The organism is Aquisalimonas sp., from assembly GCF_007120195.1.
Taxonomy (GTDB): Bacteria; Pseudomonadota; Gammaproteobacteria; order Nitrococcales; family Aquisalimonadaceae; genus Aquisalimonas.
Map to the genome: position 1 here is coordinate 1 of NZ_SKOG01000082.1, position 16695 is coordinate 16695.

Sequence of the window (16695 nt, forward strand, 5' to 3'; positions counted from 1 at the left end):
CCCGTCAGTCACCCCGGAGTAATCGTTTATGTCATCAACTATTCCCTACGATCCGAGCCTCGTCCTTGGAAACATTGCCGACCCCGCCAAGATCGACGCGCTGGAAAAGATTGCCGAGCTGCAAAAACCCGTCGACGATACCCAGCGCGAGCTCGACTCGCTGATCCAGTCCAAGCGCAGCCTCGACATGACACTGCAGGAAATGCTTAACATGAATGTTGAGCAGGATCAGCTCGACGAACTCGCCAAGGAAATCGACCAGATCAAGAAATCCATGTCGCAGGCCGCCATCGATCTTGCCAAGAAGACGATCTCCGCGCAGAAATCGATCAAGGAGCAGCGCGATAAGGGCGGTCAAACCCAGATCAGCCAGAGCGTCGAGAGCCCGATCGACTACAACAAATCGGCGATCAAGAAGATGCCTCTGTCCTCCGATTCGATGGTGCTGGACGCCCAGTATTTCCGCTTCGAATCCAACAAGCAGAGCCAGGAAGCGCATTCGAGCGCCGTCGCCTCCTACGTCTCCTCGCAAGTGTCGAGTTTTCTGTCGCCGACCTATGGCGTGAAGGCCGGGGCATCGGCCAAGCATGCCATGGAAGCCCAGCACTCGCGGCATTCTGTCGAGGGCACGCTGGTGATCACGGCGAACTGTAACCACAAGATGGCGGATGTCTTCGCGCCCTTCGTGCTGGATCCCGAAAAGGCGATCAATGCCTGGAACGTCTATGTCCCGGGCAAGAAGATCGACACGGCCGATGCGAAATCCATGCAGGCCGCGATCACCGGAAAGGATGCCGACAAGGCGCAGATGTATTTGTTGTCGGGAGCGACCTACGGGTCGAGTTTTGTCGGCATGGTCCACATCCTCAAGGCCGAGGCCTCCCAGTCCTCGCAATCGGCGAGCTCGCTGGCGGCCTCGCTCGAGACCTCGATCTCGGAGAACCTGTTCTTGTCCAACATGAGCGGCAAGTTCGGGCTCGACTCGTCTTTCGCCAATTCCGTCAAGAGCCTTCTGTCCACCTCGAACCTGCAGTCGCATGCCAGCGTCATCACCATGGGGCTGATCCCGACGATCAAGTCCAATGCCATCGCCACGACGGTCCAGAACCTCAAGCCTGACCCGAAGGAGGTGATGTCCCAACTCGCTGCCATTCAGGGCGCGTCGGACAGCGACGTGAATACGATGAACGCATCGGCCGAGAAGGCCAAGGCGGGCGAGAGCTTCATGCAGCTGAACAATTCCTATGTCAACAACGTCGTCTCCTCGCTCGGCTCCTACGACAACGACAACAACAAAGTCATCGACACCAATTCGATGATGACCGCCTTCGACGATTACGTGCAGAAGGCGATCGCCGGGGAATGCGGCGTGCCGATCGACTATTTCCTGAAGGGGCTGAACGCACGCCAGCTAGCCGAGGCATGGCTGAAGAAGTTCGAACCCGGCCGCTTTTACGGCGAAAGCGCCGGTGACGATACCGAGACCGGCCCCGCCGATCAGGGCGGCGGCGACGCCGCCCAGCAGGACGCGGCCTGATCCGGCCGCCGGCGGGGCGGGCATAGTCAGCATCAACCGCCTTTCCCGTGGCCGGTAGTCCCTGCTCATGTGCGTCGGCACCTGCGGTCGGCAGTGGTTCCGACACGCCGATCGCCTCGGAGTGGAGTCGCGGTGACTGAATCCACCCCGGCGGCAGGTTCGCCGGGGCGCTTTCCCCCATGACGCCGACCCTCTGACCAGCCGCCGCCGTTGCCGCGACGCCCGGCACGGCGGCCGCATTGTGGCTTCCCGTGGAGTCAGTGGCCGGCTTGCTCCGGAATACGCAGCGCCCCAAGTCCGCGGTCAACGTCGGCGTCAGCCACGTGATCAGCTGCACCCCTGAAGGCGCCTACCTCGAAAGCCCCGCAGCAGGTTGATCCCTTCCTCGAAGCCGTGAAGGGTGAGCTGGAAGCACCCATCGCGGCTAGCAAGCGCACTCGCGTGTGCTGACTGTATCTTTTGCTGACAACGGCGCGCCACCTCACCGACTGTCCCGCGTCCCAGGACACGGGACAGTCGGTCGAGCCTTTCTTGAAAAGCGCGCCCTATGCGGTGCGCCGCGACCCGGATCTCTATGCCATGTTGGCTCTGGTAGATGCCATTCGGCTTGAGCAGCCCCGTGAGAGCAAGCTTGTATAGGCAGACACTCTTCGCGTCGACGCATGGCCGCAATGCGGCCGCGACCGCCATACGTTGAAATCCGCCGCGGTGGCCCATACGTTGCGGTTTAACGATCCAGCTCGGAGCGACTATGAGCACTACGTTTGACAGCACGCGCACACACGAGCGGCTGCCGTCGGTAACCGCCGAGCTCACCTTCATGGTACCGACGGGGCAACGCCCCTACGTCCACACGGAGGCGCTCACCGGCGAGCCGGAGCCGCGCTACCACGCCCAACTGGAGAGACGAGCGGTGTCGGTGCACGATGCGCGTTCCTGGGCGAACGAGCTGTCGCTCGACCGGCAGGGGGTGGAATACAGAGGGCATGCGACCGGGGTGGACGACCTCTATGACGATGCCCGCGTAGAGCGCGACTACCATCCGGAGGTCGAGGCGCTGGTGCGGGAGGTGACGGGGGCCACGCGGGTGGTAATCTTCGACCACGTCCGGCGCCGTGACGACGGGGGTGCCGGCGGCACCAAGCGGCCAGCCGAACGCGTGCACAACGACTACACCGAGTGGTCCGCGCCGAAGCGGGTCCGGGACCTGCTCGGAGAGGTGGAGGCCGAGCGACTGCGCGACGTACCGTTCATCCAGGTCAACGTCTGGCGGCCCATCCGGGGCCCGGTCAAGCGCTCGCCGCTGGCGGTGCTGGACGCGACCACTCTCGACCCCGCGGACCTGATCGGCACCGACATGGTCTACCCCGACCGCACCGGCGAGATATACCACTTGGCGTTCAACCCCTCCCAGCGCTGGCTCTACTTCCCGGAGATGACGCCCGACGAGGCCCTGGTGATCAAGGGCTACGACTCGCGCACCGACGGGCGCGCCCGCTTCGTGCCGCACACCGCGTTCACCGACCCCACCACCCGCCCGGACGACCCGCCGCGGGAGAGCATTGAGGTGCGCACGCTGGTGTTTTTCGAGTAATTCGCCACTTACTATCACCATCGAGCGAGGTCTGCGTATCGGTCGGCACCGCTGCGGTGGTCTGATAGCGGCCCACCTGCGCAGCGTCATCTGCGGCTGCGACGGGCAAACCCGGCGCCGCCACTACTAACGCACAAAGTTGTGGCATCCCGCGCATCACACCTTACACAGGGCCCACCCATTCCTTCCGACGTGGGTGGGCTCTGTTGGGGCCGGGGCCCTGGCCCCTGGAGCGAGTGCAATGAGTTAAGCTTTCGGACTAAAAAGGGGACGACTAAAAAGGGGACAGATTTATTTTAATTAAAAAGGGGACAGATTTATTTTTGGATTAAAAAGGGGACAGATTTATTTTTGATTTCTTTTCGGATTGATCCAGGGGTGGCAAGGTTTGTGTTGGCGCATGTGGCGCACCACGTGGTGCAGCGAGAGCACAACCGCCAAGTGGTATTTGCGGGTGAGGACGAGTACCGCAGGTATCTGGAGGTGGCGCTGAACAGCCAGGGCCGGGGGCAGGGGGCGCGCCAGCGGGCGGCGGCAACAGCCGGGCGGCATGAGTCTGGTGAACTGTGCAGACGCCTGGCCGCGGTGGCGGCCCGCAACTGGAACAGAGACCGCAACAGGAAATGCCGGTCGTTAACCGCGGCGCTTCACCGCATACATAGCGGCATCGGCATGGCGAGCGAGCTGCGCCGTATTCACCCCCTGGAGTGGGTAGAGGGCGGAGCCGATACTCACCGAGAGCGTCAAGGATACGCTCTCCAGGTCGAGGGGCGCACGGAACACCTCCCGAATCTTGGTGATGACGGTCTCAACGTCGCGAACTTCGGTAATGTCGGCCAACAGGACGACAAACTCGTCGCCGCCTATGCGTCCTAGGGTATCCGACTCGCGCACACAAGCTGCCAGGCGCTGAGCCACCTCGCAGAGCACCTGGTCACCCGTTTGATGACCATGGGTGTCATTGACGGCCTTGAAATCATCCAGGTCCAGGTACAGCAATGCCACGTGGCGGTGGTGACGATTAGCGAGCTTGATGGCGACATCGACCTGATAGTCGAACAACATCCGGTTGGGCAGGCCGGTCAAGGGGTCATGGTGCGCCATGTGGAACAGGCGGACTTCTGCTTGTTTGCGCTCGATGGCGCTGGAGACCTGATTAGAAACGAACTTCAAGAGTTCCTTGTCCTTCTCCGTATAGGCATCCTTACCGCCATGATGCCAGAGCGCCAGCGCCCCCACGACTCCCTCCTGGGACATCAAGGGCACCCCCAGCCAGTGCGGGGATTGCTCGATCGGGAGCCATTCTTTCGTCGAATGCTCACGGGGCTCGCCAGCATTGATCAACACGGTTATACCCTGGCGTATGACCTCACCGATGGGTGTGGCGGCATGCAACAAACGGGGTTCCGGGCAGATCTCTCGCTCGTCGACAAAGTAAGGGAAGGACAGGGTTTCGGTGGGCGCATCGTAGAGGGCGACGAGGAAATTGTCGGCAGGCAGAAGGGCGCCGATGATGTGGTGGATCTGACGGTAGAGGTCGGACAGGCCCTTGGTTAGGTGCGCCGCCTCGGAGAGTCGATAGATGGCTTCCTGCATCCGTGCCGCGTGCTTCAGCTCGGTGACATCCCGGGCCACCGCCAGCCGCAAGCCTTCCGACGGCAGGGGTCGGGCCGACCACATGATATCCACGACGCGTCCATCCTTGCGCACATAACGGTTCTCAAAGTGCATACGTGCATTGCCACGGGCCACGTCGGCCGCCGCCTCAAGGGTCCGCCGTCGGTCATCCGGATGAACCAATGTGATCATTTCCTTGCCAATCATTTCCTCTCGCGTATAGCCGAAGATGCGCTCGCAGGCAGCACTGACGTAGACAAAGCGATGATCGGCGTCGACCACGCAGACGGCGTCGAGCAGCAGATCCATGATTCTGGCGATAAAGGAATCGGAATCCATGGTCATCCATGCCTATTGCCGGTCGACGGCACTTGATGAAAATTACCACGAAACGCACCGGGGATTGGCCACATGCACCCATTTGGCTGATTCGCCCCATCCGTAGGGCTGGTAACCTGGACGATGAGCCATGGCTGCTTTTCGACCCGAAGCTCCCAGGAGCGGCAGAAGCTTGTTGAGCACCTCGCGGGACATCCCAGGGTGGCTGATTTTACGGAAGGTACTGGCGAAGTACGGAAGCTTCGCTGGCGCAGAGCAGTTCGCGGCTAAAATTCTGGAGTGCGGAGGTGCCGAGGTGACGTCATGGCAATGATGTACCTCTATCGCCTGTACCGGATCCTGCACGCGCCCATCGCCCGCTCCTGGTGGCTGTCGAGGATCTGGTATCGGCTCTGCGGGACCCGCCTTGAGGGGCGCCCGGACGACCACGTCTGGTACTTCGCCTACGGCGCAAACATGCACGAGGGGGTATTCCGCCGGCGCCGGGGCATCGAGCCGATCGAATGGCGCCCGGGCCGACTGCCGGGCTACCACCTGCGCTTCAACATGGAGGGTTACCCGAAGGGACGTGCGGCGCCGGCCAACGTCGAGCGCGCTCCCAGCGCCGAGGTGTGGGGCGTACTCTACCGGATCACGCGCCGCGACCTGGTCTGGCTCGATCACACCGAGGCCGTGCCGGTCTGGCACTACAAGCACCTGTGGGCCGCGGCCGAAGACCGTGATGGCAACCGGGTCGAGCCTGTGGTCACCTACAGCGCTCGCGGAGGTGACCGCGAGGGGCGCCCGTCCCTGCGCTACATCACGCTCCTGCGCGAAGGCGCCCGTGCCCACGGTCTGCCGGAGCACTGGGTGCGCTATCTCGACAGCGTCGAACCCGCGCCGTGAGTACTCGCCATGCCGTCCCGCTGCAGGCAAAGCCGGAATCCAGGCTACAGGCCCACGCGGGCCGGGGTTGTGCCACAGAAGGTAAACGGCCGGGGATTGGGCATGCTGATCATCCCCTATGACGGGCGCAGTCGGGTGCGGTTGACCATCGAGTCCATGCGCCGAAAGCGTCGGCCGTGCTGTAGCGCGTCGGCAAAGGGTGCACGAAGGGGGAGCGCACTGCGGCATCGTAGAGCCCGTGGTCCGAGCTGTTGGGGTCGCCGTCATCGAGGGCATGGAGGCCGTTGATGAGCAGGTCAACGGTATTGGTCTCTTGCGCCTTGTCCTGGTCAGCGGCGGCCCCTGCCGGATCGGCGGCACCGTTGCCCTGCGGTGGGCGTGATATCCTCCTGCGCAGCTTGCGTTTCGCCCCCCCGGGGCTGGATAATCAGCGCGCTCCGAACGCGATATGCCCCGGTATTGCGCACGCGCAGGGCGCGCTGTTGCGGGGGCGCGGGATGAACGCGAGTGTGGCGGAATCGGTAGACGCGGCGGCTTTAGGTGCCGTTGGGGCAACCCGTGCAGGTTCAAGTCCTGCCACTCGCACCAGTCGTTTGCTCTCGGGTGAACCGGGGGCGTCCGACCCACGGCTGCATCGGATTGATCCGACGCGGCCGTGGTAGTGTTTTGTTTAAAAGCCGGTCTTGTAGAACTGAGGTGGTATCGATGCAGGTAACAGTGGAGTCGGCCGAGGGCCTGGAGCGTACCATCAAGGTCCACGTGCCCGCAGAGCGGGTCGACCATGAGGTCCAGAAACGCCTCAAGCGCATGGCCGGCAATATTCGGCTCGACGGTTTCCGGCCTGGGAAGGTGCCGATGAAGGTGGTCGAGAAGCGCTATGGCGGTCACGTTCGCCAGGAAGTGCTGGGCGAAGTGGTGCAGCAAACCTACGGCGAAGCGCTCCAGCAGGTAGAACTACGCCCGGCAGGCGCGCCCAAGCTCGACCTGAGGCAGGGCGCAGAGGGTGGCGATGTCGAGTACGAAGCCAGTTTCGAGATCATGCCGGAGTTCGAAGTACAGGGCATCGCGGACATGAAGCTGGAACGCCCTGTGGCCGAAGTGACGGACGAGGAGATCGACAAGGTCCTTGAGGACCTGCGCAAGCAACGCGCCACGTACAATGAGGCGGACAAGGCGGCGGAAGAGGGTGACCAAGTCGTCATTGACTTTCGCGGCACCGTGGATGGCGAGGAGTTCGAGGGTAACCAGGGCGAGGATGCCCTGGTGACCATTGGTGCCAATCAGATGCCCGCCGAGTTCGAGCAGGCTCTTGTGGGGTTGCGTGCCGGGGACACGCGCAATATCGAGTACGCCTTCCCGGAGAATTTCCCGACCGAGGCCATCGCCGGAAAGACTGCGGCCTTCGAGACCACCGTCAAGAGTGTGTGCGAGCCGGAATACCCGGCGCTGGACGATTCCCTCGCCGAAGCGGTCGGACTCCAGGAGGGTGGCCTTCAGGCGCTACGGGAGCTGATTCGTACCAACCTGGCGCGGGAGGTTGAGCGGGCCCAGAGGGCACGCCTCAAGGAGCAGGTCACCGAGGCGTTGGCGAAAGCCAACGAGCTTGATCTGCCGAAGGCACTGGTGGACGCCGAAATCGAATCGCTGCAGCAGCAAATGCGCCAGCGGTTGCAACAGCAAGGCGGGCAGCAGGCGGATGCCGTGGAACTGCCGGCCGATCTGTTCGAGGATCAGGCGCGGCGCCGAGTCACGTTGGGGCTCGTCATGAACAAGCTGATCGCCGACAACGGTATCCAGGTGGATCAGGAGCGTGTGCGCTCCCGGCTGCAGGAGATGGTTTCGGGGCGCCAGGATCCGCAGGAGGTGCTCAAGCAGTACACGCAGAACCGGGAAATGATGCAGAGCCTGGAAGTCAACGTCCTTGAGGACCAGGTAATTGAATGGGTGGTGGAACAGGCGCAGGTGGAAGACAAGCCCACGGACCTTGAGAGTCTGCTCAACCCCCAAAAGGGCCAGGGCGTCGCGGACTCCGAGGACACCGAATCCACCGACGAAACGACCAAAGAGGGCTGACAATGGCCGCGAACGACTTGCCGACGAACCCGTCCGACATCCAGGCGAATCTTGTGCCCATGGTGGTCGAACAAACCTCCCGGGGCGAGCGGGCGTACGATATCTTCTCGCGCCTGCTCAAGGAGCGGGTGGTCTTTCTAATCGGCCCCGTGGAAGACCACATGGCGAACTTGATTGTGGCGCAACTCCTGTTCCTCGAATCGGAGAATCCGGACAAGGACATTCACTTGTACATTAACTCGCCGGGTGGCTCTGTCACGGCGGGTCTGTCCGTCTACGACACCATGCAGTTTATCAAGCCGGATGTGTCGACCATGTGTGTCGGCCAGGCGGCCAGCATGGGAGCGCTGCTGCTCGCCGGCGGCGCCCATGGTAAGCGGTTTTCGCTGCCCAACTCGCGCATGATGATTCACCAGCCGCTGGGTGGTTATCAAGGTCAGGCCACGGACATCGACATCCACGCGCGTGAGATCCTGAGCATTCGCCATCGTCTCAATCAGATCCTCGCCCGTCACACCGGCCAGGACCTGGAGACCGTTCAGCACGACACCGAGCGGGATAACTTCATGGCTCCCGATGCGGCGCGTGCGTATGGTATCGTAGATGAAGTTCTTCACGACCGCTCGCCACTGGGGGGCAGTCGCTGACTGGCCCGTGCCCACTGTGTCTGGGGTTCGGCAGCATTCCCCCTTCCGCGCGGTTGTTGCCCACCGGGCTCGCGGGTGGGCCGTGCATCGGTGCTGACAGCGCCGACCGGCGCCAGCAGCCCGAAGCCCTTACGTGCCGCGGAATCCGGCGCCAGTTGCGGCGTTTCGCTCTTGCGTGACCCCGGAAAAGCAGGCATGGTTTCAAGGAATGGTATCCGCCAGCGCGGGGCGGGGAGAGCCATGCAAGTCTTGGAAGTAACCGAGGATCGGCTATGAGCGACAGAGACAAGACGCGTGGTGACGACGGTGGAAAGCTGCTCTATTGCTCCTTTTGCGGCAAGAGCCAGCACGAGGTGCGCAAGCTGATCGCCGGCCCGTCGGTATTCGTCTGTGATGAGTGTGTCGAGCTCTGTAATGACATCATTCGTGAGGAGATGCAGGAAAAGAGTGCCTCCGGGGGCTCGCAACTGCCCAAGCCTCACGAGATTGCCGACGTGCTGGACGAATATGTCATTGGTCAGTCTCTGGCCAAGCGGGTTCTGTCGGTCGCGGTGTATAACCATTACAAGCGGCTTGATGCGGTTCAGGGCAAGAAGGACGATGTCGAGCTGACGAAGAGCAATATTCTTATGATCGGTCCAACGGGGTCTGGCAAGACACTGCTGGCCGAGACGTTGGCGCGCCTGCTGGATGTCCCCTTTACCATCGCCGATGCCACGACGCTTACCGAGGCCGGCTACGTGGGCGAGGATGTCGAAAACATTATCCAGAAGCTGCTGCAGAAATGTGATTACGACGTGGAGAAGGCCCAGACAGGTATCGTCTACATCGACGAGATCGACAAGATCTCGCGCAAGGCGGATAACCCGTCGATCACCCGTGACGTCTCCGGTGAGGGGGTGCAGCAGGCGCTGCTGAAGCTCATCGAGGGGACAACCGCCTCCGTCCCACCGCAGGGCGGGCGCAAGCACCCACAGCAGGAGTTCCTGCAGGTGCACACCGGCGGGATCCTGTTTATCGTCGGCGGCGCCTTCGCAGGTCTGGACAAGCTGATTCGTGATCGCTCGGAGAGCGGGGGGATCGGGTTCTCGGCGGAGATCAAGGCCGAGAGTGAGCGCAAGAGTATGGGGGAGACGTTGCATGACGTGGAGCCCCAGGATCTCATCAAGTATGGCCTCATTCCGGAATTCGTCGGGCGCCTGCCGGTGATTGCTACGCTGGACGAGCTCGATGAGGATGCATTGGTCAAGATCCTCAGTCAGCCGAAGAACGCGGTCACCAAGCAGTACCAGAAGCTCTTCGATATGGAAGGCGTGGAACTCGAGTTCCGGGAGGAAGCCCTGCGTGCTGTGGCCAAGAAGGCGATGGAGCGGGGAACAGGCGCCCGCGGGCTGCGCACGATTATCGAGAACGTGCTTCTGGATACCATGTATGACATCCCCTCCATGGAGGGCGTCAGCAAGGTGGTGGTTGACGATGCGGTGATCCGTGGTGAAACCAAGCCGTATCTCATCTACCAAGCCCGGGAGCAGTCCCGGGCGGCTTCGGATTAAACGCTGCGATGGGGTGGGCCGGCCGTCACCAAGGTCGGTCCATTGCCCCATGCTGTCTCCTGCCGGCAGGTCGCTCTGTTTTATTCCCCTCCCGCGTGCGGTAAGTCGCATCTTGGGCTTTTTGCTGGCCACGGTGCATTGAAAGCACTGCCGGTAAGCCGCATAGTCTTCTACAGATAGATATTTCGGCCCGGCACCGCATGTGCCGGCTCGCCCAATCAAGTGTTAGCGAGGTTGACGCTACATGAGCCGCAACGACGACAGTTCGAAAATCGTCAAAGAATCACTCAGCGCCGCACCGGTGCTACCGCTGCGCGACGTAGTGGTCTACCCGCATATGGTCATTCCGCTGTTCGTGGGGCGTGAGAAGTCCATCAAGGCGCTGGAGTGGGCCATGGAGTCAGACAAGCAGATCCTGCTTGTCGCGCAGAAGAGTGCGGATGTCGATGATCCCGCCACCTCCGATCTCTACGATCAGGGGACCGTGGCCACGATTCTGCAGATGCTTAAGCTGCCCGACGGGACGGTCAAGGTGCTCGTCGAAGGCCTGCAACGCGCCAGGGTGATCAGTGTCCATGGTGATGACGGTTTTTTCACCGCGCAGGCGGTAGTGCCGGAGCAGAAGGACTACTCGGACGACCAGGAGGTCGGGGTGCTGGCGCGCTCGATCATGAGCCAGTTCGACCAGTACGTGAAGCTGAACAAAAAGGTTCCGCCGGAGATTCTCTCGTCCCTTCAGGGGATCGAGGATCCGGGTCGCCTGGTCGACACCATCGCTGCGCACATGGCGCTCAAGATCGAAGGCAAGCAACGGATTCTCGAAATCGAGGACGTCCGGAAGCGGCTGGAACATCTGCTCGGCCTGATCGAAGGCGAGATCGACGTGCTGCAAATCGAAAAGCGCATCCGAGGGCGCGTCAAGCAGCAGATGGAGAAGAGCCAGCGCGAGTATTACCTCAACGAGCAGGCAAAGGCCATCCAGAAGGAGCTGGGAGAGCTGGAGGATGCCCCCAACGACACGGATGAGCTCGAGCAGAAGATCGAAAACTCGGGCATGCCTAAGGAGGTCATGAGCAAGGCCAAAGCCGAACTCAACAAGCTCCGCATGATGCAGCCCATGTCAGCCGAGGCCACCGTGGTGCGCAACTACGTTGAGTGGCTGGTTGCGGTGCCTTGGAAAAAGCGCACGCGCGTGAAGCTCGACCTGGACAAGGCTCAGGGTGTGTTGGATAACGACCACTACGGTCTGGAGAAGGTCAAGGAGCGCATCCTCGAGTACCTGGCCGTGCAGAAGCGGGTGAAAAAGCTCAAGGGGCCGATCCTTTGTCTCGTCGGGCCGCCCGGCGTCGGCAAGACGTCCCTCGGGCAGTCCATTGCCCGGGCAACGAACCGGAAGTTCGTGCGGATGTCCCTGGGAGGCGTGCGAGACGAGGCGGAGATCCGCGGCCACCGCCGAACCTATATCGGCTCGCTACCCGGCAAGATCGTACAGAACCTGTCCAAAGCCGGCACGCGTAATCCGCTGTTCCTGCTCGATGAGGTGGACAAGATGGCCATGGATTTCCGCGGAGATCCGGCCTCGGCGCTGCTCGAAGTCCTGGATCCCGAGCAGAACAGCACGTTCCAGGACCATTATCTGGAAGTGGACGTGGACCTCTCGGAAACACTGTTCATCTGCACGGCTAACACGATGAATATCCCAGCACCGTTGCTCGATCGCATGGAGGTCATCCGGCTCGCGGGGTATACCGAACACGAGAAGGTCAACATTGTCCAGCGCTACCTGCTTCCCAAGCAGATGAAGGCGAACGGGCTCAAGCAAGGGGAGCTGGAGATCAGCGAGAACGCTTTGCGGGATATCGTGCGCCATTACACCCGGGAGGCGGGCGTTCGTAACCTTGAGCGGGAGGTTGCCAAGATCTGCCGTAAGGTGGTCAAGGAACTCGTGCAAAAGCCCCGGGACAAGAAGGTGGTCGTCAGTACCCAGAATCTGGACAAGTACCTGGGCGTGCGTCGGTATCGCTACGGCGTTGCAGAGGAAACTGACCAGGTCGGGCATGCCACCGGCCTCGCCTGGACCGAGGTGGGCGGCGAGCTGCTGAATATCGAGTCGGCTATCGTCCCCGGCAAGGGCCGCATGACCCACACGGGGCAGCTCGGTGAGGTCATGAAGGAGTCCATTCAGGCGGCCATGACGGTGGTGCGCAGTCGCGCGCGTATGCTTGGCATCGATCCTGATTTCCACCAGCAAAATGACGTGCATATTCACGTCCCGGAGGGCGCAATCCCGAAGGATGGCCCCAGTGCAGGGATTGGTATGTGCACGGCCATGGTCTCGGCGCTGACCGGTATTCCGGTACGTTCCTCGGTCGCCATGACCGGCGAGATCACCCTCAGGGGCGAGGTGCTCCCCATTGGCGGCCTCAAAGAGAAGCTGCTGGCGGCGCACCGCGGGGGCATCTCCACCGTGGTGATTCCCGAGGAAAACCGCAAGGATTTGCAGGAGATCCCCAAGGGCGTGATCGGCAAGCTTGATGTGCGGCCGGTTCGGTGGATCGATCAGGTCATGGAGCTGGCACTGGTGCGCACGCCTGCGCCGCTTCCCGAGGAAGAAGCGGGCACCGAGCAGGAGGAAGAGGTTCGCAAGAAGGGTGCGCGCGGTAAGAAAAAGCAGGGCGGGGTCAGGGCGCACTGACACCGGCTTGATTGTAGAAGGGTCCACGCAACGGAAAGCCGGCAATTCGCAGGCTTCCCGAACCGTCGGCGTTCCTGTTGCGCCTGACGCTCTTTGGGGCTGGACAGCCATAGCCCGAGGTGCGGTAGAGTAGCCGGTTCGATAAGGCTGAACGCAGACCTGGACGAGGGGCGAAGCGAGCTTTCCGCCGAACGGCAAAGCTTGTAGAGTTGTGTGCGACGCGAGATTCGGCAGCATGTTGTCCAGGCAGAACAACACTAAGGGGAATGCAGGATGAATAAATCGGAGCTAGTTGAAGCCGTCGCCCAGAATGCTGACTTGTCCAAGGCCTCCGCCGCACGGGCCGTTGACGCAATGGTTGATGCCGTTACGCGTGCCCTGAAAGAGAACGATTCTGTGAGCTTGGTCGGCTTTGGCACGTTCACCGTGCGCGAACGCGCCGCACGGTCAGGTCGTAACCCGCGCACTGGTGACACCATTAACATTCCCGCCACGAAAGTACCCAGTTTCAAGGCTGGCAAGGCGCTCAAGGATGCTGTAAACTAGCGCGCCTGTTTTGGGTGGTTAGCTCAGCTGGTAGAGCATCGCCCTTACAAGGCGAATGTCGGGGGTTCGATCCCCTCACCACCCACCAAGTGGTGCATTGAAAGTTTGGAGCGGTAGTTCAGTTGGTTAGAATGCCGGCCTGTCACGCCGGAGGTCGCGGGTTCGAGTCCCGTCCGCTCCGCCAATATACTAGAGAGGCGCCTCATGGGCGCCTTTCGTGTTAGAGGGCTAAGCGTTTCGTTGCGAGCGGCTGGCAGTTGGAGTAGGCGTTGGTGTGTCGGAAGTTGGTGTGTGGGAACCCGGGCCGCCTATAATTGTCGATTTTCATACCAAAAGCATGAGTATCATGCAGCGGCAGCGGGTCGTAGTATTGGGTCTGCCGCAACATTAGGGGACTGCTTGAAGCATGCTGCAATCGATCAGAGATCGGGCAACCGGCTGGATTGCCTGGGTGGTGATTATACTTATCGGCGCCGCGTTTGCGCTCTTCGGGCTATCGAACTATATGGGACCAGGCGGCACACCGCGTGTGGTGGCCACGGTGGACGGCACGGAGATTGGTCGCGATCAAGTGGGGCAAGTCTACCGCAGCCAGCGCGATCGCATCGAGCAGATATACGGTGATGACCTGGAGATCACCGACGCCATCGATCGGCAGATCCGCCGCGAGGCGTTGGAGCAGATCATCAACGAACGGCTTGTGGCCGAATACATCGATGACCGGAATCTCACGCTGAGGGATCAGGATCTCGCAGCAATCATCCGCTCCCAGGAGATGTTTCACGTGGATGGGCGTTTCTCGCAGGAACGTTACCAAGCGTTGCTGCAGGCCAATCGGATGACCACTACCCAGTACGAGCAACAGGTGCGGCGCCAGGCCCTCTCGCAGCAGGTGCAGTCGGCACTGAGCGAAACCGGTTTGGTGACCGACCGAGAGATTGACAAGTTGTTGCGCTTGCAGACCCAGGAGCGCGATGTCGCCTGGCTGCGCCTTGATACCGAGGCCTGGCTGGACGATGTCTCCGTCACTGATGCCGACATTCAGGCCTATCACGACGAGCACGCTGACGACTTCGTGACGCCTGAGCGCGTCCGCCTGGCCTACGTGGAGCTACGCCGGGAGGACATGCTCGATGGTGTCGATGTCAGCGATGAGGAGATCGAGACCCGCTACGAGCAAGTCAAGGACGAACGCTACGCCGAGGAGGGCGAGGTCGAGGCGCGCCATATCCTGATTCGTGTGGACGACGATGCCAGCGAGGACGCAGTGGCCGATGCTGAGCGGCGTATCCGCGAGTTGCGAGAGCGTATCCTCGAGGGCGAGTCCTTTGCGGAGCTGGCCGCGGAATACTCCGAGGACCCGGGCTCGGCTGCCCGGGGCGGGGACTTGGGCCAGGTCGAACGCGGCGACATGGTAGAGCCCTTCGAAGAGGTACTGTTCGCCCTGGAGGAGGAGGAACTGTCCGAGCCGGTTCGCTCGCCCTTCGGCTTTCACCTGATCGAGGCGACAACCGCCAGCCACGGTGATGTCACCCCGCTCGAGGACGTGCGGGAGGAGTTGCGCCGGGAGATCGCCGAGGAGCGCGTTAACACGGAATACTTTGCGGAACTCAACCGGCTGGATGAACTCGCCTACGACATGCCAGACAGTCTTGATGACGTGGCCGAGTCGCTCGGACTGGAGGTCCGTGAAAGCGACTGGATCACTCGGGATGGTGCTGAGGAGGGCCTGGGGTCTGTGCCGGAAGTGCTCGAGGCGGCGTTCGGCATGGAGGTGCTTGAGGACCGCATGAATAGCCCGGTGATCGAGATTGACGACGACCGAGCGGTGGTGGTGCGCATCCAGGAGCACGAACCCGCAGAGCAGCTCAGCGTCGACGATGCGCGCGATGAAATTGAGCAGCGGCTGCGCACGCGCAAGGCCAGGGAGGCCGCTGATGCGTTTGCCGAGGAAGTGACGGCGAAGCTGCACGACGGCGGCGACGCGCAGGCCCTGGCAGAGGAAGACGATCGTGTCTCCTACGAGAGCGTCGGCTGGATAAGCCGTGACGGTGGGGGCGCGCCGTGGCCCGTTCTGGAGCGGGTGTTCCGCATGCCCCGTCCGGACAACGGCCTGGAGACAGGTGTGATATCCGCTGCCGATGATCGCGTCGTGGTCATGCTGCGTGGGGTTCGTGAAGGCGACCTCGATGCCATGGATCCCGACGAGCGCCAGGAATTGGCGGATCGCCTGCGCGCTGCCTACGGCGAGGAAGCCGTGGCGCAGTTCCTGGCCCAGCTACGCGCCGATGCCGACGTGGAAATCCACGACGAGGACTACCAGTAACCGGCGTTTGGGAACACCGTCTGCGCGCGCACGGGGGCGGTGGCCGTCCGCGCGCGGGAACGCCATCACTCCTCTTCCAGGCCGTCCAGTCCGGGTAGGCCGACGATATGAAAACCGCTGTCCACATGCACGATCTCACCGGTAATGCCGCGAGCGAGATCGGAGCAGAGAAAGGCGGCGACATTGCCCACTTCGTTCGTGGTCACGTTCCGCTTGAGCGGTGCCGAGCGCGCATTGAACTCGAGCATCTTGCGGAAGCTGGCAATGCCCGCAGCAGCCAGCGTCTTAATGGGTCCGGCCGATAGACCGTTAACGCGGATGCCCTGGGGACCGAGATCGTAAGCCATATACCGCACGCTCGCCTCCAGGCTCGCCTTAGCCGCGCCCATAACGTTGTAACTGGGCAGGGCGCGTTCGGCACCGAGATAGGTCAGGGTCACGAGGGCGGCTTCCTGACTCATCATGCCGCGCAGGGCCCGGGCCAGGGCGACAAAGCTGTAAGCGCTGATGTCGTGGGCGACGCGGTAGCCCTGGCGCGTGGTGTTGTCGACGTAAGACCCCTTGAGCTCCTCCTGGGGCGCGAAGCCGATGGAGTGCACGATGATATCGACCTCGCTCCAGTGCTTGGCGAGGCCGGGCGCAAGGGCGTCGAAATCCTCGTCCTTGCCCACGTCCAGGGGCAGCACGATGGCGCTGTCCATCTCCGCGGCGAACTTCTCCACGCGCGGCTTCAACTTCTCGCCCAGGTAGGTGAAGGCGAGCTCCGCTCCCTCCCGATGCATGGCTTCCGCGACCCCGTGGGCAATGGAGCGAGTGCTGGCCACCCCGGTGATCAGTGCCTTCTTGCCTGCAAGAAACCCCATGACTGTTCTCCTCGCGGTCG

General features: G+C 62.0%; 12 protein-coding genes and 3 tRNA genes. 13 read left to right on the forward strand and 2 right to left on the reverse strand.

Going from position 1 to position 16695, the window contains the following annotated elements; genetic code table 11:
- Nucleotides 1–28 precede the first annotated feature (28 nt).
- Nucleotides 29–1537 (forward strand): hypothetical protein, encoded by a 1509-nt coding sequence (locus QZT63_RS06725; protein WP_290649682.1) that lies wholly within the window; start codon nucleotides 29–31, stop codon nucleotides 1535–1537.
- Nucleotides 1538–2288: 751 nt separating this feature from the next.
- Nucleotides 2289–3131 (forward strand): CmcJ/NvfI family oxidoreductase, encoded by an 843-nt coding sequence (locus QZT63_RS06730; protein ID WP_290649683.1) that lies wholly within the window; start codon nucleotides 2289–2291, stop codon nucleotides 3129–3131.
- Nucleotides 3132–3764: 633 nt separating this feature from the next.
- Here QZT63_RS06730 and QZT63_RS06735 read toward each other — a convergent pair.
- A complete protein-coding gene (locus QZT63_RS06735) occupies nucleotides 3765–5087 on the reverse strand; it encodes a GGDEF domain-containing protein (RefSeq protein WP_290649685.1) in 1323 nt (440 codons plus the stop codon).
- A 303-nt stretch (nucleotides 5088–5390) separates the two neighbouring features.
- Between QZT63_RS06735 and QZT63_RS06740 the strand changes: the two genes are divergently transcribed.
- The 11 genes from QZT63_RS06740 to QZT63_RS06790 all read left to right on the forward strand — a co-directional run bounded on the left by QZT63_RS06740 (nucleotide 5391) and on the right by QZT63_RS06790 (nucleotide 15812).
- Entirely contained in the window at nucleotides 5391–5972 is a 582-nt protein-coding gene (locus QZT63_RS06740; RefSeq protein WP_290649686.1) for a gamma-glutamylcyclotransferase family protein, read from the forward strand.
- Nucleotides 5973–6210: 238 nt separating this feature from the next.
- A complete protein-coding gene (locus QZT63_RS06745) occupies nucleotides 6211–6354 on the forward strand; it encodes a hypothetical protein (protein ID WP_290649688.1) in 144 nt (47 codons plus the stop codon).
- A gap of 121 nt (nucleotides 6355–6475) precedes the next feature.
- A tRNA-Leu gene (locus QZT63_RS06750) sits at nucleotides 6476–6560 on the forward strand.
- 117 nt (nucleotides 6561–6677) lie between these two features.
- Nucleotides 6678–8045 (forward strand): trigger factor, encoded by a 1368-nt coding sequence (gene tig / locus QZT63_RS06755; protein WP_290649690.1) that lies wholly within the window; start codon nucleotides 6678–6680, stop codon nucleotides 8043–8045.
- 2 nt (nucleotides 8046–8047) lie between these two features.
- The gene (gene clpP, locus QZT63_RS06760; RefSeq protein WP_290649692.1) at nucleotides 8048–8692 is read left to right on the forward strand and encodes an ATP-dependent Clp endopeptidase proteolytic subunit ClpP; all 645 of its coding nucleotides are present in this window, start codon (nucleotides 8048–8050) and stop codon (nucleotides 8690–8692) included.
- A gap of 272 nt (nucleotides 8693–8964) precedes the next feature.
- Entirely contained in the window at nucleotides 8965–10245 is a 1281-nt protein-coding gene (clpX, locus tag QZT63_RS06765) for an ATP-dependent Clp protease ATP-binding subunit ClpX (RefSeq protein WP_290649694.1), read from the forward strand.
- Between the two features lie 244 nt (nucleotides 10246–10489).
- Nucleotides 10490–12940, forward strand: coding sequence for an endopeptidase La (gene lon, locus QZT63_RS06770; RefSeq protein WP_290649696.1), 2451 nt, complete (start codon nucleotides 10490–10492; stop codon nucleotides 12938–12940).
- Nucleotides 12941–13213: 273 nt separating this feature from the next.
- The gene (locus QZT63_RS06775; RefSeq protein ID WP_290649698.1) at nucleotides 13214–13486 is read left to right on the forward strand and encodes an HU family DNA-binding protein; all 273 of its coding nucleotides are present in this window, start codon (nucleotides 13214–13216) and stop codon (nucleotides 13484–13486) included.
- 12 nt (nucleotides 13487–13498) lie between these two features.
- Nucleotides 13499–13574, forward strand: a tRNA-Val gene (locus tag QZT63_RS06780).
- A 19-nt stretch (nucleotides 13575–13593) separates the two neighbouring features.
- Nucleotides 13594–13670, forward strand: a tRNA-Asp gene (locus QZT63_RS06785).
- A gap of 222 nt (nucleotides 13671–13892) precedes the next feature.
- Nucleotides 13893–15812, forward strand: a complete 1920-nt coding sequence (locus tag QZT63_RS06790; protein WP_290649700.1) for a SurA N-terminal domain-containing protein — start codon at nucleotides 13893–13895, stop codon at nucleotides 15810–15812.
- A gap of 65 nt (nucleotides 15813–15877) precedes the next feature.
- On the opposite strand, the gene QZT63_RS06795 is transcribed toward QZT63_RS06790, so the two are convergent.
- Nucleotides 15878–16675: an enoyl-ACP reductase gene (locus QZT63_RS06795; protein ID WP_290649702.1), complete on the reverse strand. Its 798-nt coding sequence runs from the start codon at nucleotides 16673–16675 to the stop codon at nucleotides 15878–15880.
- Nucleotides 16676–16695 lie beyond the last annotated feature (20 nt).

Bases quoted from the DNA above. Each gene is read 5' to 3' on its own strand.
- QZT63_RS06775 (WP_290649698.1), top strand. From the start codon at position 13,214: ATGAATAAATCGGAGCTAGTTGAAGCCGTCGCCCAGAATGCTGACTTG.
- clpX (WP_290649694.1), top strand. From the start codon at position 8,965: ATGAGCGACAGAGACAAGACGCGTGGTGACGACGGTGGAAAGCTGCTC.
- QZT63_RS06725 (WP_290649682.1), top strand. From the start codon at position 29: ATGTCATCAACTATTCCCTACGATCCGAGCCTCGTCCTTGGAAACATT.
- tig (WP_290649690.1), top strand. From the start codon at position 6,678: ATGCAGGTAACAGTGGAGTCGGCCGAGGGCCTGGAGCGTACCATCAAG.
- QZT63_RS06795 (WP_290649702.1), bottom strand. From the start codon at position 16,675: ATGGGGTTTCTTGCAGGCAAGAAGGCACTGATCACCGGGGTGGCCAGC.
- QZT63_RS06730 (WP_290649683.1), top strand. From the start codon at position 2,289: ATGAGCACTACGTTTGACAGCACGCGCACACACGAGCGGCTGCCGTCG.
- QZT63_RS06790 (WP_290649700.1), top strand. From the start codon at position 13,893: ATGCTGCAATCGATCAGAGATCGGGCAACCGGCTGGATTGCCTGGGTG.
- clpP (WP_290649692.1), top strand. From the start codon at position 8,048: ATGGCCGCGAACGACTTGCCGACGAACCCGTCCGACATCCAGGCGAAT.
- QZT63_RS06740 (WP_290649686.1), top strand. From the start codon at position 5,391: ATGGCAATGATGTACCTCTATCGCCTGTACCGGATCCTGCACGCGCCC.
- QZT63_RS06735 (WP_290649685.1), bottom strand. From the start codon at position 5,087: ATGGATTCCGATTCCTTTATCGCCAGAATCATGGATCTGCTGCTCGAC.
- lon (WP_290649696.1), top strand. From the start codon at position 10,490: ATGAGCCGCAACGACGACAGTTCGAAAATCGTCAAAGAATCACTCAGC.